Here is a 22,896-nt window from a genome sequence, read left to right as displayed (position 1 = left end):
TGCCGCTGTCAACGCTGACCCCGTCAGCGGCGCAGGATCAGCGGTCGGAGGAGGCGCCGCCAGGGGCGGCGGGCGGCGGTTTGGGCGTCCAGACGGAGGAGGAGCGCGAGCAGCGCGGCTTGGTCCGCCGCCGCCGGTCCGTCGGGGCCGAAGCGGAGGCGGCCGGCAATCTGCGCGGCGGCGGTGAAGACAGGTTCCTCGTGCTGCGCCGCGCGGTCCGCCCGCAGGCCCCACGCAAGGACTGTCTCGTCGAACGCCGGCGGATCGATGCCGGTCAGCCGCGCCAGCGCCACGATCTGCTCAAAGAGCCGCAGAGAGACGCGGCGGTCCGGACCCTGCCGCGCCTGCCGGAACAGGGCGCGGCGGCGCAGCACGTACAGCAGCGGCCAGGCAGAGAGCAGCAGCGCGCCCAGCGGGACCAGCCACCACCACGGGCCGCCGCCGGACGGCAGGTCGGCGTCAGGTCCGCCGCCGGTCGGTGTCGGGGCCGGCGCGGCGGGGGAGGACGGCGACGGACTCGGCGTGTCGGGGGACGGCGTGGGCGTGGCTCCTGTCCCCTCCGGGGAGGCGTCGTCCCAGGAATCCGAGAAAGAGGCGGTGGGCTCGAAGGGGATCCAACCAAAACCCTCAAAGAAGATCTCGACCCAGGCGTGCGCCTGTTTGCCGGTGGCGTAGTAGTATTCCCCTATCTTGTCGGACGACGGCGCAAACCCCTCCACATAGCGGGCCGGCAGGCCGATGCTGCGCGCCATGACCGCGAGGGCGCTCGCGTAATAGGTGCAGTACCCGCGCTGCAAGTCAAACAAAAAATAGTCGACAAAATCCTGCGACGGCGGCGTGGGCGGCGTGTTCAAGTCATAGGGGAAGGTCTCGCGCAGATAAGCCTCCAGCGCCCGCGCCTTGTCGTAGCTTGTCTCTTCGGTTTTTGTCAGTTCCTCGGCCAGCGTCCGCACCCGGTCGGGCAGTTCGGGGGGCAGGGAGAGGTAATATGCGTGCGCCTCCGCCTGCTCCGCCCGCATGGCCGTCAAAAAGCGGCCGTCCGGATCGGTACGAGACGGCCGGTCGGAGTGAGGCGTCTCACGCAGGTCCTCCAGCAGGCCGGGGTAACTGAGCCGTAAGATGGCTGCGCGCTGTGCATCCGTCAGATTGAGCGTGACGCTGTCCACCGTATACCGAAACTCTCGGCCCCGCGTCGCCGTCATCGTCACATCCCCGGACAAAGTGAGCCGCAGGGTGTCTCGGGGGGCCTCGAACGCCGAGAGGGAGATGGCGTCCGACGGCAGAAACAGTGTGCGGGTGCGCATGTCCCAGTAGATGATTGTTTGGCTGCGGCGGTGCACCGTGTCCGGGTTGAGACGCAGAAAGGACAGCTCAGACGAGGCGTCCAGCAGCGGAGACAGCGCGCGCGTCCGATTCCAGGAAAGCGATTCTCCGCCGGTGAGGAGCAGCTGCTCGGACTGTTCGAACAGGGCGGCGGCGCCGTACAAAAAGCGCACGCCGCCGCCTTCCAAGGCGCCGCGTAAGAATCGGCCGTACCTCATCAAGGGCGTCTCGCGCGAAGAGAACGGCTCAGGCAGCGGGTAGGGCTCCAGTGTATACGGCAGAAAAGGCCAGTCGTAGTCGGACGAAAACAGCTGCGGGGTACTGTTCGGAGCATCCAGACTCTCCCAGCGCTGCCCCGTGTACGCGGCGTAGGTGTGGCCTTTCAGATACGCGGGCGGCGCGTCGGCGGCGATATAGAGCACCAGATTGCTGCTCCGCTGGGCCGGGCCGCCCAGTACGCCGCCGTTCCACTGCCCGTCCTCCAGTCCGTTATAAGTGAAGATGTTCATCTCAGAAAAGCGGCTGTCCACACCGTCAAACAGGGCCCATTGGGGCAGAAAATCGCCCGCCCACCGAAGAAAACGATCGCCCCAGTCCATATCGGCGGCCGGCGACAGCAACGCGGCTGTCAGCCCCAGCGCGCATAGCGGGAGCGCCGCTGCCAGATGGGGCAGGGTCTTGGGCGGCTGCCCGGTGCGCCGGGCCTGCCCCCGGTAGGCGAACAGGACGATGTACAGCGCCAGAAACAGCGCAAACAGCGCAAACGCGGGTGTGGAGAAGTCCCAGTCCGAGCGTTCCAGAAGTGTGAGCGCCCCGCCGCCCAGCACGAGGAGGACAGCGGGGTGCGTCCGGCAGCATACCAGTGCGCTCATGACCAGGCTGCTCCCCACAGAGGCCAGCAGCAGCGCCTGGTTTGCGTATGCCGCGGGCGCCTCGATACCGGCTGTGGGGTAGGAGAGGATGTCCCACACCCACTGGACAAAGGGCGAGAAATTTTCCCACAGGACGTCGAAGTGCGTCAGACCCTTGGCGGGACCCGTGAGGAGAAGGACGGCCGCGCCCGCGGCGGCGAGCACAAAAAATGAGATCCCGGCCGCCGGCACCCGCAAGATGAGAACCCAAAACAGCGCGCTTCCCATGAGAAGACACAGCACGGATACGGGATTCGGCGGCTGTGCCAGCGTGGGAGAGACCGCGCAAAACAAACTGAAAACCAGCCCCACCGTCAGCAGCCAGTCGGAGGCGACGAGCTGCCACGAGATCTTCTTCATAAGCTCCTTCGATCCTCTTTCGGGTCTGTCCGCGCGGGTCATTGCCACGCGGACAGGTTGTAAAACAGGTTGTCAAACAGCGGCGCCGGGTTTGTCACAAGGCCGCGCTGGGTGAGCAGTGCCTGCCGTTTGCATAGCACGGGCACGATGGGCGCCTCCGCAAGCCAGCGCCGCCAGAAGGCTGTCTGCGCGGCGGCGGCCTCGCCGGGCGCCGCCGCGCAGACAGCCTCCCAGAGCGCGATGGTCTCCGCGTCGCGGTAGAAACCGTAGCCCAGCGCGCCGTCGGCGCCGAACACCAGGGGATTGAAATCGGGGGTCAGCGTCGTCTCGGCGTAGTAGAGGTCGAACGCACCTTCTTTCATCGCGGTCAGGAAGGCGTTGAACGGGAGCGCGGAGACCTCCACCGCGACGCCCATGTCGCCCAGCGTCTGCGCGATGTGCCGGGCGGCGGCGGTGCGCTCCGCGTTTTCGGCGCTGACGATCAGCGTGAAGACGAGAGGCTGGCGGCGGTAACGGGAGATGGGATACTCCAGCACGCCGTCTTCGTCGCGGTCCTCAAGAGAGAGGTCCGCAAACAACGCCGACAGGCGTTCGAGATCGCAGCCGTTTTGGCCGGCCAGCGTCTCGTTGTACAGGGGGCTTGCCGGCGGCAGCGGCAGCACGGCGGGCGCGGCCCAGCGGCCGCTGTAGAACTCCCGGCAGATTGTCTCTCGGTCGACGGCCAACGACAGCGCGTACCGGAGCGCCGGGTCCCGCAGCAGCGCGTGCTTGGTGTTGAAGCCCAAGTACTGGAGGATGGGCGTGTCAAATTCCCAGGTCTCGTAGTCCCCGCCGTAATGGATCGCGGTGGTGTCGGTGGGGTTCTGCTCCACCAGACTGACCGCGCGGGTCCCAAAGGCGTAGATGAGCTGGTCGGAGGTCTCGATGGGGATCAGCTCAATGCGGGAGATGGACCGCGTCTCTCGCCGCCACCAGTCGGCGGCCGCCAGCAGGTGTGGATGGTCGTCGTCGATTTGCGGTACATAGGGGCCCGTACCGGGCGGCACCGCAAAGTCCTTCGCGTTTTGCGGGAGGATCGGCACGGTGAGCAGCGCGGGCAGACGGGGGTTTGGCGCCGCCAGTGTCACCTCCACCGTCATGGGCTCCACCGCCCGCACCGAAACCACCCCGGACAGCGCCGCGGCGTAAGTGGAATCCTGACCACAGGCCGCCGTGAGAGAAACCGCCGCGTCCGAAGCGGTCAGTGCCGTGCCGTCGTGGAACCGGACGTCGTCCCGCAGGCGGAACAGATAGACGCGATTGTCCTGGGTCTCATAGGAGGCGCACAGCACCGGCGTCGGCTCGAAAGCGGCGTCCAGTGCAAACAGCCCCTCGTAGACCAGGCGGTGCCACCGCGCGTTGAAGCGGTTGCGGTCGGTGAACGGCCGCACTGTGTCCTCCGGCAGCCACGGGATGCCGAAGAGGTCGTTGCGAGGCGGACCCGAGGGCGGCTGCGGCGGCTGGAGGGGCGTCGGACTCACGGTCGGAGACGCGGTATCGGGGTCCAGCAGCCAGTCACTCAGCCCCTGACAGCTTGACAGCGACAACAGCAGCGCCGGCAGCAACGCCCCCAAGAACAAACGGTATTTCTTCATCGCGGACTCCCTTCAAACGGCGGATTCAGCTGGATGAACGCCGCCATGCTGCCGCGCCGCGCGCCGTCGCGGCGGTGAGAGAAAAAGTCCTCTATACGGCAGCGGGTACAGGCCTCCGAGAGCTCAATCTGTGCCCGCGGCACGCCGGCTTGCGTCAGCCAGAAGATGTTGATCTCCCTGAGATCAATGTGAAAACGATCGCCGCCGTCGTAACGGATGTAGGGGGCTACGGACGCCCCCAGTACGCCCGCCAGTGCCTTGGCCACGTCGGCGCGGGTCTCGAAGCAGCAGGGGCCGATGCACGGGCCGACGGCCGCCCGCAGATGGGCCGTCCGGCAGCCATAGCGGTCCCCCAGGGCCTCCACAGTCTTGCGGACGATGCCGAGCGCCGTGCCGCGCCAGCCGGCGTGGACGGCGCCGACGGCCTGTTTCTCCGGGTCGTAAAGGAGGACCGGTACGCAGTCGGCCGAAAATACGGTGAGGCACACGTCCGGGTCGTTTGTCACCAATGCGTCGCAGTCCGCCGCCGCCGGCCGATACAGTCCCTCGCCGGCATTCTCGGCCGTCACGCGGCGGACCGTGTCGCCGTGCACCTGCCGGGCGAACACCAGGCGGCGCATGTCGACTTTGATCGCGCCGCACAGGCGCTCGAAGTTTTGGAGGATGTTTTCACGGGAGTCCTCCCCCGCGCGGCCCAGGTTCAGTGTGTCAAACGGGGGCAGGCTCACACCGCCCTGCCGGGTGGAGAAGGCGTGGCGCACGCCGTCGAAGTGCGACGCCGTATAATATTTGAGAGTGCCGTGCAGATGACACGCCAGCATACGAGCCTCCCGATGTCCCGCCCGTCGCCGACGTACGGGAATTTACAAAAATTTCCATATAAGCTCACATCAAAACAGACCGGTCAAGACAGACCGGCCCGGCGCGCGGCGCCGGTCCGGCGGCATACGAGGGCGCAGCTGTGCGCTATGACTTCGCCCAGTCGCCGGTGGCGAGCGCCTTCAGATAGGCGTTGATGAAGAGGTCGATCTCTCCGTCCATGACGGCTTGGATGTTGCCGGACTCGCAGCCGGTGCGATGGTCCTTGACCAGCGTATACGGCATGAACACGTAAGAGCGGATCTGGCTGCCCCACTCGATGGCCTTTTGGTCGCCCTTGATGTCTTCGATGCGCTCTAGGTGCTCCCGCTCTTTGATCTCAAGCAGTTTGGAGCGGAGCATGCGCATCGCGACGGCCCGGTTTTGCATCTGACTGCGCTCGTTTTGGCAGGCCACCACGATACCGGTGGGGATATGGGTGATGCGGATGGCGCTCTCGGTCTTGTTGACGTGCTGCCCGCCGGCGCCGCCCGAGCGGTAGGTGTCCACGCGCAAGTCCTCCTCACGGATGTCGATGGTCACGTCGTCCGGCACCTCGGGCATCACCTCCACGGCGGCAAAGGATGTGTGCCGCCGGCCCGAGGCGTCAAACGGAGAGATGCGCACGAGCCTGTGCACGCCCATCTCGCCCTTCAGGTAGCCAAAGGCGTTTTCTCCCTCGATCAAAATGACGGCGCTCTTGAGACCGGCCTCGTCTCCGTCGAGGTAGTCGAGCGTGCTCACGGCAAAACCGTGCCGTTCGCCCCAGCGGTTGTACATGCGAAAGAGCATCTCTGCCCAGTCCTGCGCCTCCGTGCCGCCCGCACCCGCGTGGAAGGAGATGATGGCGTTTGATTTGTCGTAGAGCCCGGAGAGCAGTGTGGCGAGACGAGCGGCGTCGAGGTCCCGCTCAAACGCAGTAAATCCTTCGCGCACCTCCGGCAGGAGGCTCTCGTCGCCCGCCTCCAGCGCCATCTCGCAGAGCGTGCTGACGTCGTCCCAGCAATTCTTCAGGCGGTCGTATCCGGCGCACTTGTCCCGCAATTGCTTGAGGCGCTGCAGCACCTTCTGCGAATTCTCCAGGTCGTTCCAGAAACCGTCCTGGCCCGTCTCCGCTTCCAGCCGGTCGATCTCCGCCCGGGCCGCCCCGAGATCTAGCGCCGACTCCAGGCCCCTGAGGTCGCTCTCCCGGGCCAGCAAACGGCCTTTGTATTCCTCAAATTCTATCATGGCGCGATTCCTTTCCATGGGGGTGCTATCGGTCCCCCGGGACTGTTCATATTCTATCATACCCATCTGCCTCCCGGTTGTCAATTCGAATCGACGCACTGGGAAACTTCTCTTTTGGACAAACCGGTCCCTTTGGACAAACCGGCCAGCCTGTGGTACAATGAGATACATCGTCAAAACAGCAGTAAAAAATCGCATTCTCAACCATCCATTGTCATCAGGGGGTCATATGTATACGATTTTGATTGTCGACGACGAAGCGGACATCCGCGCTGTGATTCGGGAGTACGCGGCGTTTGAAGGCCACGAAGCGTTTGAAGCCGAGGATGGACGGGAAGCCGTCCGACTCTGCCGCGAGCGGGATTTCGACATTGTCATCATGGACGCGATGATGCCGAAACTGGACGGTTTTTCCGCCTGCAAGGAGATCAAAAAGAGCCGGGACATCCCAATGCTCATGTTGTCCGCCCGCGGAGAAGAATATGACAAACTCTTTGGGTTCGAGATGGGCGTCGACGACTATGTCGTAAAACCCTTCTCCCCGAAGGAATTGATGGCGCGCATCCGCGTCATTGTGAACCGGCACAGGGGTCGGGCGGCGGTCCGGGAAGGGGAGAGCCTTGTCTTCGGCGGGCTGGAGATCGATACGGCGGGGCGCACGGTCCGCCTCGACGGACGGAAGGCGGATCTGACGCCGAAAGAGTACGAGCTGCTGGTTTACCTGGCGGCGAACCGGGGCATTGCCCTGACGCGGGACAAACTCCTGAATGCGGTGTGGGGCTACGACTTCTTCGGCGACGACCGCACGGTGGACGCGCAGATCAAACTCCTGCGCGGGCGCCTCGGACCGTACCGCGACCACATCGTCACGCTCAGAGGGGTGGGATACAAATTTGAAGCGTAAACGGCAGTCCATCGGCGTCAAGCTGTGGCTGTATTTTATTTTGTTCGCCGCCGCGATCCTGACGGCGCTCTGGCTTATGCAGATCGTCTTTCTGCAGAGCTTCTACGAACGCATGAAGACCGCCGACGTGAAAGCCATCGCGGACGCGATCCTCAGCGAATACGGGCAAGACGGGTTTGAGGACGCCGTCGACCGGCTGACATTCCGCAACGCCATCCTTGTCTTCCTCACAGATCCCCAGGGGCAGATCCTTTATACATCCGATGAGCACGGCTCGGGGCGGCGCGGTCCCGGCGCGGCGCCGCCCGGCGGTCAGGGCCGCCAAGAGGCCGTGTGGCTCCGCCCGCTGCCGGCCGACTTCGCGGGGTTTGTGGCCCGGCTGTCCCAAAGCGCGGACGGCCGGGTCAGCTACACGGAGAGCAGCGGCCGGTTTCAGGGCCGGATGCTCATCTACGGCGCGCGCCTGCCGGACGCGCTCCTCTACATCAGCACGCCGCTCGACCCGGTCAACGCGACGACGGAGATCTTGCGGACGCAGCTTCTCTATGTCACGGCGGCGGCGCTGCTGCTCAGCCTCGTCGTCGCGTTTTTCATCGCCCGCAAGTTCTCGCAGCCCGTGTCGGAGATCTCCGCGCAGGCCACGAAGCTGTCGAAGGGCGACTTTGGCCTGCGCTTTGGCCGGGGGTTTTGCGCGGAGCTCGACGCGCTCTCCGCCACGCTAGGCGAGGCGGCGCTGGAGCTGTCCAAGGCCGAGAGATTGCGCCGGGAGCTGCTTGCCAACATCTCCCACGATCTGCGGACCCCGCTCACGATGATCAAGGCCTTCGCGGAGATGATCCGCGACATCTCGGGAGACGACAGGGAGCGGCGGGAGGCGCATCTGGCCGTGATAGCGCGGGAGGCGGATCGTCTGACGCTGCTCGTCAGCGACATCATGGACATCTCGGTGCTGCAGTCGGGCAGCGAACCGTTAAAAATTTCCAATTTTTCCCTGAGCGACACGGTCAGATCAGTGTGCGCGCAATTTGAACCTCTGTGCGACCGCGAGGACTGCGAGATGCGGCTTTTTGTGGAACCTGACCAGTATGTTTCTGGCGACGGGAAAAAGCTCACGCAAGTGCTCTACAACCTGATTGGAAACGCCATCAACCACATGGGGGAGGACAAGGTGATTGCGATCACGCTGTCGGACCTGGGCGGCCGCGTCCGCTGTACGGTGGAGGACCACGGCGCGGGGATCGCCGAAACGGAGAGAGCGCTGATCTGGGACAGGTATCACCGCGTCGTTTCCGAGAAACACAGGCGCGAAAAGGTCGGCACGGGCCTGGGTCTTGCCATTGTGAAGGAGATTTTGGAGTCCCACGGAGCCCGGTACGGCGTGGAGAGCCGCGCGGGGGCGGGGAGTATCTTTTGGTTTGAGATGGCAAAGTGAGCTGTTTGGATGAAAACCATCGGGGGGCCGCCGGCCGGGCGGTCCCCCGTTTTTCACGAAAATTCCCCCTGTTTTTCACACGCGCGTCACATTCGGAGGATAGAGTGAAGGCAGTTGCGAAGAGAGGGTGATCCGCATGGCCGTCGAGGTCTTCAACCGTTACGAGAACAAATACCTGTTGGATAGCCAGACGGCCCTGTGGCTGCAGGACCGTTTGGCCGGGTCCATGGAGCCGGACGCGTACAACGGACGGCGCGCGCTGTACACGATAGCGAACCTCTACTACGACACGGACGACAGCAGTCTGATCCGCACGTCGCTGGCCAAGCCGCGGTACAAGGAGAAGCTGCGGCTCCGGGCCTACGGCGTGCCCGCGGGGGCGGACGAGATCTATGTGGAGATCAAGAAAAAAGTACGCGGTCTCGTCAACAAGCGCCGCAGCGCCCTGCCGCTCGGCGAGGCGTACGCCTTTTTGCGCGGCGAACCTCTCACGTACCGGCCCCCGATGAACCGGCAGGTGCTGCGGGAGGCGGCGTATCTGATAAAACGCTGCGCGCTGCGGCCTATGCTCTGCCTCGCCTACGAGCGGCGAGCCTACTTCGGGATCGGCCGGCACGATCTGCGGGTCTCGTTCGACACGAACCTTCGGGCGCGGCGCACCGCGCTGCGGCTTGAGGCGGGCACGCACGGCGCGCCGCTCCTGGACGGCGGCATGTGGGTTATGGAGATCAAAGTGGCCCAGAGCATCCCGGTTTGGCTCTGCCGTCTTCTCTCGGAGGCCCGGATCTATCCCGTCAGTTTCTCCAAGTACGGAACAGAGTATAAGGAGAGACTGCGCGCCGGGCAGCATGACCGTGGGCATTGTGACCTGTTGCCGGGTATCTTGTCCATGGAGAAAGCGGGTGGTTTGTATGTTTGACACGATCTTTTCCGGAACGGCCAACGAGACGGTCGCCACGCTCCCGGGGCTTCTGGCGGCGCTGGGGACGGCCTTCGCGGTGGGACTGCTGATCAGCGTGGTGTATAGGAAGACGCACCGGGCTCGGACGCCCTCACCCAGTTTCGCGCTGACGCTGGTGTTGCTTCCGGCGGTGATCACCGTCATCATCCTGCTGGTGGGCAACAATGTGGCGCGAGCCTTCTCGCTGGCGGGCGCGTTTTCGATCATCCGCTTTCGCAGTGCGCCCGGCGATCCGAAGGACATCACCTATGTTCTGTTTGCCATGGCCGTCGGTCTCGCGGCCGGTATGGGCTTTTTGCTGTACGCGGGGCTCGTGGGTGCTGTGCTTTGCACCGTCATGGTGCTGCTGGAGATCTGCCGGTATGGGCGGCCGCGGGGGACGGAAAAACTTTTGAAGATCACGATCCCCGAGGACTTGGACTATGAAAACGCCTTCGACGGCGTCCTGCGGCGATATACGCAGTCGGCGCAGCTCAAAAAGGTGCGGACCGCCGACCTCGGGAGCTTGTACGAACTCCACTACGCGGTGGTGACGAAGGAGGAGCACGGCGAGAAAGCGTTCATCGACGAGCTCCGCTGCCGCAACGGAAACTTGAACATCACGCTGGTGCTGAATGCGCCGACGGAGGCGGATTTTTGAAGAGGCGGACTTTGAGACTTTGAAAAAGGAGTGACAGGATGAACCGGATAGGGCCGAGAGTCTGTTGGAAGATCGGAGGATGGACGCTGGCGGCGGCGGTGCTGGCGGCCGCCTTGGCGGGCTGCGGCGGACAGGCAACCGACGGGATCGACAAAACCGACCCGGCGGCGGGGGCGCCCGCGTCGATGGAGGTGACGCCGGCCGTAACGGCGCCGCCGCTCGCGGCGGAGGATGCGGAGACCGGGTGGGACGAGACCGCCACGCAGGTTCGCTTTGACGGGGAGACAATCTCGGTAGACGGTGCCGGCGCGTCGGCCGACGGGCACGTCCTCACGGTCAGTGCCGGCGGCGTGTATGTGCTGAGCGGAACGCTGACAAACGGGCAGGTTTTTGTGGCGGCGGCGGAGACGGATACGGTGCGCCTGGTGTTTGACGGCGTGCAGATCGAGAACAAGACGGGCGCGCCGCTTTACGCGGTGTCCGCCGATAAGCTGATCGTGACGCTGGCGGCGGAGACGGAGAACACCCTGACAGACGGCGGCGCGCAGTTTGTTTATGCGGATACGGTGGCCGAGGAACCGGATGCCGCTCTCTTCAGCAAATGCGACCTGACGCTGAACGGCGAGGGGACGCTGACCGTGAACGCCGGGTTTGGCAACGGCATTGGCACCAAGGACGATCTCGTGGTGGCGGGCGGCGCCTTCGTTGTCCGGGCTGCCCGCCACGGCCTGCGCGGCCGCGACTCCGTCGCCGTCCATGGCGGTTCGCTCCAAATCACGGCCGGCGGCGACGGCGTTCAGACAAACAACGACGAGGACGCCGCCAAGGGCTGGATGGCGCTGCTCGACGGCCGCTTTGTGATCGAGTCGGCGCACGACGCCGTTCAGGCCGAGACGGCTCTCCACATTGCGAACGGACAGTTTGAGATTGTCGCGGGCGGCGGGCACAGTGCCGAACCGGCAGCCGACGGATCCGACAGCTATAAGGGGATCAAAGCGGCGGGAGATCTTACCATCGCGGGCGGGACATTTCAGGTGGACAGCGCCGACGACTGCCTGCACACAAACGGCAGCGCGGTGATCGGAGGCGGCACATTCTTCCTGCGCACAGGGGACGACGGCGTCCACGCCGACGGCGGCCTGACAATAGGCGGCGGTCAGATCGAGGTGGGTGCCTCGTACGAGGGGCTGGAGGGCGCGACAGTGGACATCACGGGTGGAACCGTCGCCCTGGAAGCCTCCGACGACGGCATCAACGCCGCGGGGGGCAGCAGCCGGGGAACCGACGCGGCGGGCCGGTTTGGGCGCGACGTCTTCGGTGCGGGCGGCGGCGCGTACGCGATCCGCATCAGCGGCGGCGCCGTCACACTCCACGCGGGCGGCGACGGCCTGGATTCCAACGGGACGATCCACATCAGCGGCGGACAGGTCGTCAGTATCGTCGACTCCACCGCAGACAACAGCGCGCTGGACTGCGAGGGCGCACCCACCGTGACGGGCGGCACCATTGTCTATGGCGGCACGGGGACAGGCGCCGGATTTGGCGAGGATTCGACGCAGAGCTACGTGTACCTCGCAGCGTCGATCCCGGCGGGCGCCACGGTGGAGGTGTTGAAAGACGGGACCTCGCTGCTGACCCATCGGGCGGCGTACGCGCTGGCCGTGTTGGCCGTCTCGACCCCGGAGATTGTGAGCGGCGAGAGCTATGAGATTGCGGTGGACGGGACAAAGACCACGGTGACCGCAGGTTCGGGCGGGACCGGATTTGGTCCGGGCGGCGGCCGCGGCGGCTTTGGCGCCGGACGTCCGCCCGGCGGAGAAGCCGGCGAGAGGCCCGGCGGCGGCGAATTTGGCGGTTTGCCGGAGGGGATGGACCGAGAGACGCTCCGACAGGCGAGAGAGATCATCGGTGAGGCGCAAGACGGCGTGCTGACCGACGAACAGCGCGCGCAGCTCTATGCGCTGGGGCTGACTGACGAGCAGATTGACCGGCTGCTGGCCATGCCCGGCCAGGGCGGCGATTTCCCGGGCGGCGGCGGCCGGCCGCCCGACGGGAACCGCCCCGCGCCCGACGGCGAGAGGCCCAGCGACCGGCCGCCCTCATCGGCGCCGCCGGCCGGCGCGGCATAAAACAAGGGCGTCTCTGGGGGCGGCATCGCAGCCCCCAGAGACGCCCTTGTTTCTCATATCATCTGTGCGTTTCGCTTCTCGCGAACATAAACGTACCCACCGTCAAAAACACAGCCGTCAGACCCACGATCGCCGCGGACGTCACCGCCGGGTTGAACAGCACCACGCTGCCGTATTCGGTCGTGCCCGCGTATACCACCGCTCTCACGAGGTCGAGGCAATACGTCATCGGCATGAGGCGGTTCAGCACAAGCAGCAGACCGCTTGCATTGTGAATCGGAATGATCACGCCGGAGAGAAACATCTGTGACATGGGGATGAGCATGATCGCCATATTCACAGCTTTCTTGTTCTTGATCGTGCCAATGAGGAGCATGGTGAACGCGCCCGCCGCGAGGCACATCAGCGGCGACAGCGCGAGTATGGCGAGCAGCCCGCCCGCGCCGAGCCGGATCCCCATGAACAGGCCGACAATCAATGTCCCGATACTTGAGAGGATTGCCATAAACGCCGAACCGAGTATCGTACCGACGACGATGGAATACCGTGAAACTGGTGCAATCATCATCTCCTGTGTGAAGTTGATTTCACGGTCCTCGACGAGCGAACTCAGCCCCTGTGAGGTCATCATAAACAACATGTTAACGAGCATACCGATGAGCATAAACGGCCCATAGGAAAAGTCCAGACCGCCCGCCATATTTTGCGACAGATTTCCGCCCACCATCACCATCATCACCATGGGCATCGCCAGGCTCATGATGAGAGTGCCGGGCGATTTCAGCGTCAGCAGCATGCCGCGCGCCACGATCGTGGCCACCGCGTTCAGTTCACGGGAAAAGCCTGACTTGCGGCGCATGGGCGTGGTTTCACAGATCGGATTTTCTTGTTTCAGTATAACTTCATTCATGAGGCGGTGCTCCTTTCCGCTTTACTCAGATATTCGACATAGGCGTCCTCCAACGTCGGCAGGCAGACTCTGGGCGTCGGGTCGAAGGACAACGTCCGCTTTAAGTCCTCCGGCGAACAGCAGGCGGCCACTTTGCCGCGATTGATGATGCAGACTTTGTCGACATTCTCCGCTTCGTCGATGTAGTGTGTCGTGAGAAACACCGTCGTGCCGTTCTCGCGCCGCGAGTTGTTGATATACTCCCACAGGCTCCGGCGGGAAACCGCGTCGAGCCCCTGCGTCGGCTCGTCCAGAAACAGGATTTTTGGCGTATGGATCAGGCTGCGGATGATCTCCAGCTTGCGCTGCATACCGCCCGAGAGCTTCTTGATCGGTTTGAAAATCGCGTCCGCGATGCCGACGATTTCCGCGAGTTCCATGACGTGCTCGCGGTAGGCTTTCGGCATCAGCTTAAACGTGGGGCGATAGCCGTAAACGCCGTACAGACAGGCGTGAAAACGGATGTTTTCTTCTGCGGAGAGCTGCGGATCCAGACTCGGCTGTTGAAAAATAATCCCGACGTTCTCTCGCACCTCTTTTGCCTGCTTTTCTACGTCGTAACCCGCAATCTGAACATCGCCCGACGTCTTGGAGAGCGTCGTTGTGAGAATCGAGATGGTCGTCGTCTTGCCCGCGCCGTTTGGGCCGAGGAAGGCGAAAAATTCACCCTCTCCCACCGAAAAGCTGATGTCGTCCACCGCGTTGGTCCGCGCCTTGTCGTAACGCTTGACGAGGTTATTGACGGTGAGGATTTTAGTGTTGTCAATCATCGTTGTGTCCTCCTTTTTTTGTGTCGTCGCCATGCTCGCCGGGGCTGCGGCCGCCGGGCCCGTGACCGAAACCGCCAAAACGGCGGTCAAAACCTCCGTGTCCAAATTTGTCAAAACCGCAGAAACCTCTGCCAAACGATCTCTCGTGTTCCTGAAGCATCGCTTTGAACCGCTCAAATATCGCATCGTCGAAGCCGAGTTTGTCTTCGAGCGCGGCAATGACGCGGTCAAGATAGGCGCCGAACGTCTTTTGTTCCTCTTCCGATAGGCAGTCGAAGATGTCGCCGAAGTCCGCCGCCAGTTCGGGCTGCGTCTCGTCTTTGCCTTTGGCGGTCAGTTTGACGAGTATGATGCGTCTGTCTTTTTCGGACGGTTCGCGGGTGATGTAACCGCCTTTTTCCAATTTTCCAAGAAACTCGTTCATCGACGACACCGCGAGTCCGAGTAAATAGGACAAATCTTTGGTGCTGATGCCGTCTTTCATTTGGAGAGCGGCGAGAATCCGCCCCTGTCCGCGCGTGGCGTCGGCCAGAACACGACCGCCATGGTGGTCACGGATTTGTTGCTTGTGAAGCAGCCATTGGATTCGCGTCAATTTCTCGTAGAGCGCGCTTTTCATCATTGTCATCCTCCTGACTGTCGCCTCCCCGTGAGGCGCCGCCTGTATGAACGGTACCGTTTGAAAACAGTATACACGGTACCGTTTGGTTTGTCAACAGGTTTTCTGACGGTACGGTAAGATTTTTCACAAGAGGTCTTTGGAGAATACTAACGTGGGTTGCACCTGCAACCCACAACCCCAATTCTTGTTTTTTGTTGTCGCTTCGCGGCAACAAGGCACTAAAATAAGTCTTGACTAAGTGGGTGAGGCCGGGTATAATAGTTGTTGGATGATTCAATCGTTCAACTGTGGAGGTGTAGTAGATGACGGCCCAAGCGGTGGAGCTCGATCGCTGCGACTGCAACGCCATTCACGAAGAGGTGATTGCGGACGTGCGGGAGAAAATGCCTGACGAAGACATACTGATGGACTTGGCGGACTTGTTTAAGGTGTTCAGCGATTCCACCCGCGTCAGGATTCTCTGCGCCCTGCAACACTCCGAGATGTGCGTCTGCGACATAGCCGTGTTGCTTGGCATGACGAAATCGGCCGTTTCACACCAGTTGCGCCAGCTTCGGCAGACACGGCTTGTCAGGAACCGGAAAGACGGCAAAGTGGTCTACTACGCGCTGGATGACGAACACGTAGGCAACGTCTTTGCGCAGGGACTGCTGCACGTCTGTGAAACGTAGGGAAATCACAAAAATTTTACACAAACAATTGAATAAACTCTCAATCGTTCAACAGTAAAAAGGGGGTCCGCTATGACAAGGACATATCTGCTCGACGGGCTGTGCTGCCCAAACTGTGCGGCCAAGATTGAGCGCTGTGCCGCCAAACTGGAGGGCGTACAGTCCGCGGCCGTCGATGTGATGGCACAAAAGCTGACGCTCACCGCCGACGACAAATCGCATCTGCCCGTACTTTTGGAGAAGATCACCCAAATCGCGGCACAGGTGGAGCCGGACATCAAGGTTTCGCTGTTCGGGGAGGGCGAACCGGCGCGAAACGCGGAGACCGAAACACACGCGTCGGCGCTGCCTAGGATACGGATGGCCGTCGGCGCGGCGCTGTTCGCCGTCGGTGTGCTCTTTGCGCTGGATGGGTGGCTTGCACTCGCGCTATTTCTTGTCAGCTATCTGCTCGTCGGCGGCGAGGTCGTCCTCAGCGCCGTGAAGAACATCGCGCGGGGGCAGGTTTTTAACGAAAACTTTTTAATGAGTCTGGCCACCGTCGGCGCGTTCGCGATCGGGGAATACCCGGAGGGCGTGGCTGTCATGCTGTTCTACCAGGTCGGCGAGGCGTTTCAAGCGTATGCCGTGGGCAAAAGCCGCCGGTCGATCGTCGCCCTGATGGACATTCGCCCCGATTTTGCCAACCTCAAAACCGACGGCGTGGTGCGGCGCGTTTCGCCGGATGAAGTCCGCGTCGGCGATTGTATTGTCGTCAAACCCGGCGAGAAGATCCCACTCGACGGCGTGGTGACAGAGGGGCGTTCCGCGCTGGACATGTCCGCGCTGACGGGCGAATCGCTTCCCCGCGACGTCGAACCCGGCGCGGAGGTGCTGTCCGGTTCGATCAACAAAAGCGGCCTGCTCACGGTGGAGGTGAGAAAACGGTTCGGCGAATCTACGGTTTCCAAAATCCTCGCCCTCGTGCAGAGCGCCAGCGGCGCGAAAGCGCCCGTTGAGAACTTTATCACCAAGTTTGCGCGCCGTTACACCCCCGCCGTTGTGTGCGCGGCGGCGGCGCTGGCGGTCATCCCTCCGCTCGCGCTGGGCGGGGGCTTTGCGGAGTGGATTCACCGCGCCTTGGTATTTCTCGTTGTATCCTGCCCGTGCGCGCTGGTGATCTCCATTCCGCTCAGTTTCTTCGGCGGCATCGGCGGCGCGTCGCGCAACGGGATCCTCGTCAAAGGAAGTCATTATCTCGACGCGCTCCATGACGTCGATACGGTTGTGTTTGACAAAACAGGTACGCTGACAAAAGGCGTGTTCGCGGTCACGGAAATCATACCCGCAAACGGCTTTGCGGCGGGCGAACTGCTGGCTCTCGCGGCGGCCGCGGAGGCGGGTTCCAACCATCCGATCGCGCAGTCGATTGTGAAGGCGTACGGAGCGCCGGCCGGCCCCGCCGACGCGTATGAGGAGATCGCGGGGCACGGTGTGCGTGTAAAAATCGGCGGCAGGGATGTGCTCGCGGGCAACGAAAAACTGCTGAAAGGCGTGGCATATAAAACACCCGAAGCGGTCGGCACGGTGGTCTATCTGGCTGTCGACGGCGTGTACGCCGGCTGCCTCGTCATCGCGGACGAGGTGAAACCCGACAGCAAAAAGGCGATCGCGGCGCTGAAAGCCGTCGGCGTGAAAAAAACGGCCATGCTGACGGGCGACAGCCGCGCCGTCGGGGAGCGGGTAGGGCGTGAACTGGAGATCGATACAGTCTGCACGGAACTGCTGCCGCAGCACAAGGTGGAGCAGCTTGAAAAGCTGTTTGAGGCGAGATCTAGCAAGGGCAAGCTGCTGTTCGTCGGCGACGGCATCAATGACGCGCCCGTGCTGGCGCGGGCGGACGTCGGCATAGCGATGGGCGGCGTGGGCTCCGACGCGGCGATTGAAGCCGCCGACGTGGTGCTGATGACCGACGAGCCGTCGAAGATCGCGGACGCCATCCAAATCGCGAAGAAGACGCGGACGATCGTGTGGCAGAACATCGGGTTTGCGCTGGCCGTGAAGGCCGTCATCCTCGCACTCGGCGCGCTTGGCTACGCCACGATGTGGGAAGCCGTATTTGGAGACGTCGGCGTGGCCGTCATCGCCATTTTGAACGCCATGCGCGCCATGCGGACCGTGCGGACACAGTGACAGCATGCACGCTTTTGCCCACAGGCTGAATGTTCAGCCTGTGCCGAAATCGATTGTCTCGAAGATAGATACTTTGTAGTGACCCCCGAAAAAACCGAACCCTGTATTTGCAGTGCTTTGCGGGTTTTCCCCGAAACTTGGGTTGATGCTCACAAATATAACTTGAGCCCGGGCCGCGCTGATGATATAATATCTATGTAAATGCACACGCGGAGGGCACGGATATGACATGGGACGCTGCATTGCACAGTGAGTTAAACAGGATAGCGGAAGCCATCACCGCCATCTTGCCAAAATCCAAAGTCGTTTTGTTCGGCTCATACGCCCGAGGGCAACAGGGGCCATGGAGTGACCTTGATCTTGCTGTGATTGCGTCGGAACTCCCTGAGCGCAAGCTGATTATGATGGACATCATTCGGATAGCAATCATCGACAAGACGGATAAGCCGGTGGACATTCTCGTCTATCGGGAAGACGAATTTGAACAAAAATCACAAAAGCGGTCCATGCTTGCCTACACCATCAAAAACGAGGGGGTAGTCTTGAATGCCTGATCTGCAGACAGCCGATAAGTGGCACGCGTATGCCGCCGCCGATTTGGCGTTTGCCAAACATGGCTTGAGCATGAATCCCGTGCAGTTGGAGATCATCTGCTATTATTGCCAGCAGGCTGGTGAGAAGGCTCTGAAAGCGATTTTGGCTTACCATGAAGACGTGATTCCAAAAATCCATGACATGAATCGGCTTGTTTCTCTCTGCGCCGCTTATGAACCACAGATCCTGTCGATATCGGCAGAGGCAACGCGACTCGCCAAATATGCGGTGGCAACGCGATATCCGGAAGAGCTCGAAGTTGTTGAGTTGGATATGAGGATGGCCTTGACTGACGCTGAGGCCATCTTGAGCCTGGTTCAACCGTTTTGGAGGACATAAGGAAACAGCAAGACGCTTTTGCCATGGAAGAGCGTCGGAGGGTGGGGGTTTCCCCGTGCCCTCCGACGCTCGTTATGAGTTATACATTTTCAAGATGATCCGTTTTGCCTCACCTGCGCCAATCATTGTGCTGAGAACTGGATGGAATTCACAAAAATATTCATTTTGACCTATTGACTTTGATAGGAAATTATAGTATTCTAAAAAAGAAGACTTTTGTTTTTGACGTGTCAGAAACGTATACATTTTCATTTGAAATGCGACCTATGCGGCGCCGAATCGGCACGTATTTACAAACAACAAACGCTCACAAAACAGTCAGCGCGCCTCGCGGCAGGGCTGTTTTGCGAGCGTTTTTGCAGAGAAAAATCAGCGCTTGACAGTTGGGGCGGGCAGATATAAAATATACTCATGAGTATAATACTCATGAGTATACACAGAACCGCGCAGAAAGCGAGGTGCACCATGTTTGTTGGACGGGAAGCGGAACTGAGCGTACTGGAGAGATTGTATGGCGAAGTGGGATTTCAGATGGTGATCTTGTACGGGCGGCGGCGGATAGGGAAGACCGTGTTGATCTCGGAGTTTGCCAAGGGGAAACCGGCGCTCCTATTTACCGCGCAGGAGGCCAACGATGCGATGAATCTCGCTCGGTTTTCTAAAAAAATCTATCAATTCTTCGACATTCCGGACAGCGCAGGCGCGTTTGGGACATGGCAAGACGCGTTCGCGTTTTTGGGGGAAAAGGCCAGGGAACGGCGCTTTGTGTTTGCGTTCGATGAGTTCCCCTACGCCGCGGCCGCCAACCGCGCGCTGAAATCCGTGCTGCAGATTGCCATCGATCACGTGTTCAAAGATACGGGGTTGTTTTTGATCCTCTGCGGCAGCCATATGGGGTTCATGGAGACGGAGGTGCTGGGGTACAAGAGTCCGTTGTTTGGCCGGCGCACAGCGCAGATCAAGCTGGAGGGCTTTGACTATTACGACGCGGGTCGGATGCTCGGCGGATTCAGCTATGAAGACAAACTCCGATTGTATGCCTGTGTGGGCGGGACGCCGCATTATCTGGCGCAGATCAGAGCCTCTGAGAGTTTTGAAACAAACATCAAACGACTGTATTTCGACTCCGCCGGGTATTTGTACAACGAACCGGTGCTGTTGTTGCATCAGGAACTGCGGGAACCGGCCCTGTACAACGCCATCGTGTCCGCTATCGCCGGCGGCGCCTCCAAACTGAACGAGATTGCCACGAAGATCGGCGAGGAAACCGCCAAAGTGAATAAATACTTGCAAACGCTGGTGCAGCTCAAAATCCTGTGTAAGGAGTACCCCTTCGGCGAAAATCCGCGCAACAGCCGGAAAGGGCTCTACCGTGTGGCTGACAACTGTTACCATTTCTGGTATCGCTTTGTCTTCTTCGCCCGTCCGGAGATCGAGAGCGGACAGGGAGACATCGTGGCGGACGCCGAGGTCTTTGGGGAGCGTCTTTCCACCTATATCGGAAAGCCGCCTTTTGAGCAAATCTGTCTGCAATATGTGCGCCGGATGAACCGCGCCGGCCGCCTGCCCTTCACGGCGACTGCCTTCGGCGCGTGGTGGGGGCGTGACCCGCAGACGCGGGCACAGACCGACATCGACGTAGTCGCGGCGACCCGTACCGAGGGGAAAATCCTCCTCGGCGAGTGTAAATGGCGCAACAGCCCCGTCCGTGCGGAGGAAATTGAGACGCTGATGGCGAAAGAACACCTGCTCGACGCGTACACCGACCGCTACAGCTATGTCTTTTCAAAGGTCTCGTTTTCTCGCGAGGTGCGCAAACGGGAAGGTTCGCGTCTTACCTTGGTCACAACGGACATGCTGTTTGCCTGAGCGCCTTCACCCGAAATCCGCTCTTCACGCTCAGTACGGGTAGGCGGCCCAGGGGTCGGAGACGACGGGCAAGTCGTTTGGCGGCGTCACCAGTCTGTCCGCGCCGGGTTCCGTCGGTGCCGTGGGAGAATCGGTGTCGTCCGATGTGGTCGGAGGGTCGGCCGGGTTGCTTGGCAGACCGGTACCGGGGTTGTCCGGGGTGCCCGATGGATTCGGCGTGCCGGCCGAAGTGTCCGGCGGTGGCGTGTTTGGGGTACTAGGCGTGGTCGTGCCGGTCGGCTCGTCGGCCGGCGGGGTGGGGTTGTCCGACGCCGTCGCGGCAGCATCCGGGCCCACCTCAATGACCTGATCGACCTTGTTGTAAACGCTCTTCGCCTCCAGTGTGCGGCTGCTTTCCCGGCCGTTCGCGTCCTGGATCACCCGATACGTCTCCACCGTGTAGCCGGTGTGGCCGGTCACGGTCACCTTGCGGGCGCCCGGCGCGAGGGCCGGATTGACCGTCGTTTGGGACGTGAAGGGCCGGGTGGAAAGAAATTTTTGGTCCAGAGACACTGTATGATCGTCGACTTTGGTTCCCATGATCGTCACTTTAACGGAGCTGCCGCTCTGTTCGGCCAGTATCTTGATGGGGTAGTTCCTGTCATTTTGGAAGCGAAGGTCCAACGTGCCCCAATTGACGGTGGCGTCGTGCCCCACCGGCACATAGTCCACCGTCATGGAGTGGTTCGTCCGTTCCGTGATCTTCAGGTTGGCCCGGACCGCCGCAACGTACATCGTGGTGGACATCTGACAGATCCCGCCGCCCACCTCGTCCACCAGCTTACCCTGCACATAGGCGCCGGCCTGCTTGAAGCCGCGGTCGGTCGTCCGCTGCCCCACGGTTTTGTTGTAGGAGAACTCATCGCCCGGCATCAGGATACTGCCGTTGATCATCGAGGCGGCCAGTCGAATGTTGGTCACGCGCGGTGTGTTGCCCGCGTTCAGATAGGTGGTGAAGGTGGCCAGCTCGTCGGCGAACAGACGGGCCTCCAATGTGGCGGCGTCTATCGACGGCTGTGTGCGGATGAGCGGGAGGCGCACCTGCGTGCCCGGCGCGGCGTCCGCCAGCAGCGTCCGCGCGGCGGCCAGATCAAAGGAGACGCCCGCCACGGCGTCCAGTACTTTGATGTCTTTCGGGTCGCTGGAAGCGAGCCGGGCGTCTTGCGCCTCGACATGGACTTCCTCGTACAGCGCGGCGAGGTCCACGGGCAGGGGGGGGGCGGGCTCCGCGCGCGCATTGGCCGGCGAGAAATCGCCGGCGATAAAGCGTCCGCAGATGAGTTCAGTCAGCGCCGTTTGGTCGATCCGGCGGCCGGGCGTGCCCACCGTGATCGTGACGGCGTCCTGCGACATAGTCCAGTCACTGTCCATCGGTGTGATATCAGCCAGTTGTGCAACCCGAGAAACGGTGGCCTCCACCGCTGTCCGGTCTATGTAAAACTCTTCGCTGAGGGGGAGATCTTCCCGCCAAAAGAGCGAAGCGACGACGGTGCGTACCCGGGTGAAGATTCCCCCGGTCCGACCGTAGTCATGGGCACGGCGGGCCGATGCCTCGGCCTGAAACCGAAGCCCCACCTGTTCGCTCGACAGCGTAAGCGGCTGTTCCTCGACGGTCAGCGCCAGTTCTCGGTGCGCGTAGGCGTCCTGCATCCGCCGATCCAGCAGTCGGGCGGCTTCCGTCTGGGACTTCCCTCCCAGGGCCTGCCCGCCGACGTACACATTGGGGTAGATGTTGTCGTAAAAGGCGAGAGCGTAGGTCAGCGAGGCGACGACGGCCAGCAGGACAAACCCGGCCGCCAGCGCGGCTATCAGCCCGGCGCGGCTGCTCCGGCGGGCCATCTTTGCGGCCAGACGGGCGCCTCCCGTTCTCTTCGGCAGTGTCACTTGATTTGCCATGGCAACTCCTCTCGGTCCACTCCTCCCGACGGTCTCTCCCGGACAGACGGGAGAAAGGACAAGGACACATTCATCCGGTGCGCAGGATTCACTCACCGCAAACAGTCGGCTGCCGCACCGGTTATTTCTATTATAGCAAATCCCGGCTCAAAAATACAGTTGCAGTTTGATTACAAATTCTTGACAGAGCGTGACAAATTCTCGACAGAATGCGAAGGAAGCGGCGAAATCGTGAGAAAAAGACGCCGCAGGATGCGCGGCGCCGGCCCAACCGTTACCCAGCATCCCAAGACATCCCAGCGCAGGCGGTGATGTCAGGCGCGAAATATAGTTCCAGCGCGGCGTAAAACCTCTTGACATAATATTCTATTTGCGATAGAATAAGTGCGATGACAAATAGAACGGAGGTTGATCATGACTGATTATCGATTGGCGGAAGCGGAATCGCGTTTCACCGACCTAATATGGGAACATGCGCCGATTCACTCCCCAAAACTCGCGGAGCTTGCGGCGGAGGCGATGAAGTGGAAAAAAACCACCACGTACACCGTGCTGAAAAAGCTCTGCGGCAAGGGCATTTTCAAGAACGAGTA

The 22,896-nt window shown here is 61.7% G+C and carries 19 protein-coding genes; 11 read left to right on the top strand and 8 right to left on the bottom strand.

Annotated elements, in window-relative coordinates:
* Positions 1–23 precede the first annotated feature (23 nt).
* The 4 genes from LBK75_02765 to prfB form a co-directional block, all read right to left on the bottom strand.
* Positions 24–2,594 (bottom strand): transglutaminase-like domain-containing protein, encoded by a 2,571-nt coding sequence (locus LBK75_02765; protein ID MDR1157215.1) that lies wholly within the window; start codon positions 2,592–2,594, stop codon positions 24–26.
* A gap of 38 nt (positions 2,595–2,632) precedes the next feature.
* Positions 2,633–4,228 (bottom strand): ABC transporter substrate-binding protein, encoded by a 1,596-nt coding sequence (locus tag LBK75_02760; protein MDR1157214.1) that lies wholly within the window; start codon positions 4,226–4,228, stop codon positions 2,633–2,635.
* Positions 4,225–5,049 (bottom strand): peptidoglycan editing factor PgeF, encoded by an 825-nt coding sequence (gene pgeF / locus LBK75_02755; protein MDR1157213.1) that lies wholly within the window; start codon positions 5,047–5,049, stop codon positions 4,225–4,227. The genes LBK75_02760 and pgeF overlap by 4 nt, the downstream gene beginning before the upstream one ends.
* A gap of 145 nt (positions 5,050–5,194) precedes the next feature.
* Positions 5,195–6,316: a peptide chain release factor 2 gene (gene prfB / locus LBK75_02750; protein MDR1157212.1), complete on the bottom strand. Its 1,122-nt coding sequence runs from the start codon at positions 6,314–6,316 to the stop codon at positions 5,195–5,197.
* A gap of 229 nt (positions 6,317–6,545) precedes the next feature.
* Between prfB and LBK75_02745 the strand changes: the two genes are divergently transcribed.
* From LBK75_02745 to LBK75_02725, 5 genes are all read left to right on the top strand, one after another.
* Positions 6,546–7,220, top strand: coding sequence for a response regulator transcription factor (locus tag LBK75_02745; protein MDR1157211.1), 675 nt, complete (start codon positions 6,546–6,548; stop codon positions 7,218–7,220).
* Complete coding sequence (locus LBK75_02740) at positions 7,210–8,652, top strand: HAMP domain-containing histidine kinase (GenBank protein MDR1157210.1); 1,443 nt, start codon at positions 7,210–7,212, stop codon at positions 8,650–8,652. Before LBK75_02745 ends, LBK75_02740 begins: the two co-directional genes overlap by 11 nt.
* Before the next feature lie 136 nt (positions 8,653–8,788).
* On the top strand, positions 8,789–9,571 hold the full coding sequence (locus LBK75_02735) for a polyphosphate polymerase domain-containing protein (protein MDR1157209.1): 783 nt from the start codon (positions 8,789–8,791) through the stop codon (positions 9,569–9,571).
* Complete coding sequence (locus LBK75_02730) at positions 9,564–10,253, top strand: DUF4956 domain-containing protein (protein MDR1157208.1); 690 nt, start codon at positions 9,564–9,566, stop codon at positions 10,251–10,253. The genes LBK75_02735 and LBK75_02730 overlap by 8 nt, the downstream gene beginning before the upstream one ends.
* 38 nt (positions 10,254–10,291) lie before the next feature.
* Positions 10,292–12,382 (top strand): carbohydrate-binding domain-containing protein, encoded by a 2,091-nt coding sequence (locus LBK75_02725; protein MDR1157207.1) that lies wholly within the window; start codon positions 10,292–10,294, stop codon positions 12,380–12,382.
* A 58-nt stretch (positions 12,383–12,440) separates the two neighbouring features.
* Here LBK75_02725 and LBK75_02720 read toward each other — a convergent pair whose 3' ends face one another.
* From LBK75_02720 to LBK75_02710, 3 genes are read right to left on the bottom strand one after another with little or no spacing between them, the layout of a single operon-like run.
* Positions 12,441–13,292 carry an ABC transporter permease gene (locus LBK75_02720; GenBank protein MDR1157206.1) on the bottom strand — a complete coding sequence of 284 codons (852 nt, stop codon included), beginning with the start codon at positions 13,290–13,292 and terminating at the stop codon, positions 12,441–12,443.
* Positions 13,289–14,101, bottom strand: a complete 813-nt coding sequence (locus tag LBK75_02715; protein ID MDR1157205.1) for an ATP-binding cassette domain-containing protein — start codon at positions 14,099–14,101, stop codon at positions 13,289–13,291. The genes LBK75_02720 and LBK75_02715 overlap by 4 nt, the downstream gene beginning before the upstream one ends.
* A complete protein-coding gene (locus LBK75_02710) occupies positions 14,094–14,723 on the bottom strand; it encodes a MarR family transcriptional regulator (GenBank protein MDR1157204.1) in 630 nt (209 codons plus the stop codon). The genes LBK75_02715 and LBK75_02710 overlap by 8 nt, the downstream gene beginning before the upstream one ends.
* A gap of 302 nt (positions 14,724–15,025) precedes the next feature.
* On the opposite strand from LBK75_02710, the gene LBK75_02705 reads away from it, so the two are divergent.
* The 5 genes from LBK75_02705 to LBK75_02685 all read left to right on the top strand — a co-directional run bounded on the left by LBK75_02705 (position 15,026) and on the right by LBK75_02685 (position 20,368).
* Complete coding sequence (locus tag LBK75_02705) at positions 15,026–15,394, top strand: metalloregulator ArsR/SmtB family transcription factor (GenBank protein ID MDR1157203.1); 369 nt, start codon at positions 15,026–15,028, stop codon at positions 15,392–15,394.
* Between the two features lie 72 nt (positions 15,395–15,466).
* Entirely contained in the window at positions 15,467–17,566 is a 2,100-nt protein-coding gene (gene cadA / locus LBK75_02700; protein MDR1157202.1) for a cadmium-translocating P-type ATPase, read from the top strand.
* A 224-nt stretch (positions 17,567–17,790) separates the two neighbouring features.
* Positions 17,791–18,120 (top strand): nucleotidyltransferase domain-containing protein, encoded by a 330-nt coding sequence (locus LBK75_02695; protein MDR1157201.1) that lies wholly within the window; start codon positions 17,791–17,793, stop codon positions 18,118–18,120.
* The gene (locus LBK75_02690) at positions 18,113–18,499 is read left to right on the top strand and encodes a HEPN domain-containing protein (protein ID MDR1157200.1); all 387 of its coding nucleotides are present in this window, start codon (positions 18,113–18,115) and stop codon (positions 18,497–18,499) included. The genes LBK75_02695 and LBK75_02690 overlap by 8 nt, the downstream gene beginning before the upstream one ends.
* A gap of 465 nt (positions 18,500–18,964) precedes the next feature.
* Complete coding sequence (locus tag LBK75_02685; protein MDR1157199.1) at positions 18,965–20,368, top strand: ATP-binding protein; 1,404 nt, start codon at positions 18,965–18,967, stop codon at positions 20,366–20,368.
* A 30-nt stretch (positions 20,369–20,398) separates the two neighbouring features.
* On the opposite strand, the gene LBK75_02680 is transcribed toward LBK75_02685, so the two are convergent.
* Positions 20,399–22,303 (bottom strand): VanW family protein, encoded by a 1,905-nt coding sequence (locus LBK75_02680; GenBank protein ID MDR1157198.1) that lies wholly within the window; start codon positions 22,301–22,303, stop codon positions 20,399–20,401.
* 414 nt (positions 22,304–22,717) lie between these two features.
* Here LBK75_02680 and LBK75_02675 point away from each other — a divergent pair.
* A partial coding sequence (locus LBK75_02675) for a BlaI/MecI/CopY family transcriptional regulator (protein ID MDR1157197.1) occupies positions 22,718–22,896 on the top strand: 179 nt, incomplete at its 3' end.

It is taken from the genome of Oscillospiraceae bacterium (assembly GCA_031265355.1).
In the GTDB taxonomy this organism is placed as follows: Bacteria; Bacillota; Clostridia; order Oscillospirales; family UBA929; genus JAIRTA01.
The sequence above is the reverse complement of the archived record's forward strand: the minus strand, read 5'-3'. Positions and strand labels throughout refer to the sequence as shown.